This is a genomic window from Ruminococcus flavefaciens ND2009 (genome assembly GCF_000621785.1).
In the GTDB taxonomy this organism is placed as follows: domain Bacteria; phylum Bacillota; class Clostridia; order Oscillospirales; family Ruminococcaceae; genus Ruminococcus; species Ruminococcus flavefaciens_C.
The window spans coordinates 1-1,806 of record NZ_JHXI01000029.1 but is presented as its reverse complement, the minus strand read 5'-3'; the positions used below and the strand labels follow the sequence as shown (position 1 = coordinate 1,806).

1 protein-coding gene is annotated in these 1,806 nt (G+C 41.4%); it reads left to right on the top strand.

Features of this window, described 5'->3' with window-relative positions; genetic code table 11:
* The coding region (locus T488_RS17260; protein WP_037297468.1) for a condensation domain-containing protein at positions 1-1,806 on the top strand (1,806 nt) is incomplete at both ends.

Here is a 1,806-nt window from a genome sequence, read left to right as displayed (position 1 = left end):
GCTGATAACGGAATTGGATATGGATTTACAGAGCATGAAGAAATTCCTGACATCTGCTTCAATTATCTCGGAGATTTCAGTGGAAGCAAAACAAGTTATTTCGGAGAGTACAGCTGCGGAAGAGATGTAGCTGAAGGAAACAGTCTGAAAGATAAGATAACAATTAACGGACAGGTTGCAGACGGAAAGCTGAATTTCATAATCACGAGTCAGTACGGACAGGAATTAGCAGATAAACTGAAAGAAGAGTTTGAGAAGGCCGTAGAGGAGCTTGCAGGATATTGTGAAGAAAAGCATGAGGAAAAGACAGCAAGTGATTACGGAGTAAACGACCTTACAACAGAAGAATTTGCAGAAATGCAGAAAGATTTTACGGGTAAGGTAGAGAAGATCTATGAACTTACGCCATTACAGGCAGGAATGCTGTTCCATAATCTGAAAGACAGGGAATCTACAGGATATGTGGTACAAAGCGTATACATAACAGAATTTGAGATTAGCAGTGAAAACTTAAAAGAAGCATTGAGGCTGCTGAGCAAAAGATACGAGGTTCTGAGAACGAGCTTTGTATATGAAAAGATAAGAGAACCGAAGCAGATAGTGTATGCAGAAAGAGTACCGGAACTTGAAATACTTGAAGTAAGCGAAGAAGAATCAAAGAGAATTGCAAAAGCGGATATAAAGCGTGGCTTTGACCTTTCAAGAGATACATTGCTGAGGGTAAAGAGCATAGCTATAGGTAATGGGAAGAGCAAAATAGTGCTGACGGTGCACCATATAATAATGGACGGCTGGTGCATGGGAACACTTGTAAGGAAGCTGTTTAAATATTATTTCCGACTTGAAAAAGGTGAAAAAGCAGAGGAAATAGAGAAAGAAATATCAGAAGAAAGAAAGCAAACAGAGGAATACAGCGAATATATCAAGTGGCTTGGAAAGCAGGATGCAGATAAGGCAGAGAAATACTGGGAAGAAGAGCTTGAAGGTTACGACAGTGATTGTGAAATAAAGGCAATGGGAAAGCCAGAGCCAACAGAAGAACAGATGAGGGAAGTATTTGGAAGAACAAGTACAGAGATCACTGAGAAACTAAAAGCAGAGGCAGAAAGAGCCGGAAGTACGATAAATACGGCAGCGGAGACAGCGGTAGGAATAATGCTGCAGTGCTACAGTGGAAGCAGAGACGTAGTTTTCGGAAAGGTAGTATCTGGAAGAAACGCAGATATACCCGGAATCGAAGACATGGTAGGACTGTTCATAAATACTATACCAGTAAGGGTGAAAGCAGATCAAGAAGAAACTGTAGAAGAGCTGATAAAGAAGCAGCAGGAAAAGGGAACAGAAAGTACGAATTACGATTATTGTTCACTTGCGGATATCCAGAGAAAGACATCACAGGGATCAGAGCTTATAAAGGTTCTGTATGTATTTGAGAACTATGGATCAGGACTGAATGAAGATCAAGGAGAAGAAAGCGAAGCGCTGATAAAGGTAGAAAGCGGACGAGAGCAGACGAACTACGGAATGTCAATATTAGGAATGGAAATATCCGGAAAACTGAGCTTTAAGATCATGTACGATCCGAACAAGTATTGCGAAGAAGAAGTACAGATGATACTTGAAAGACTGCTGAAGATCTGTGAAGAAATGGCAAATAAGCCGGGAGCAAAGGTATGCGAGCTTGAAGCAGTGACAGAGGCAGAAAAGCAGTTTATCCTCAACGACTTCAACGCAACGGAGACAGACTATCCGAGAGAAAAGACAGTAGCAGAGCTGTTTGAAGAGCAGGTAAAGAAGACCCCTGAC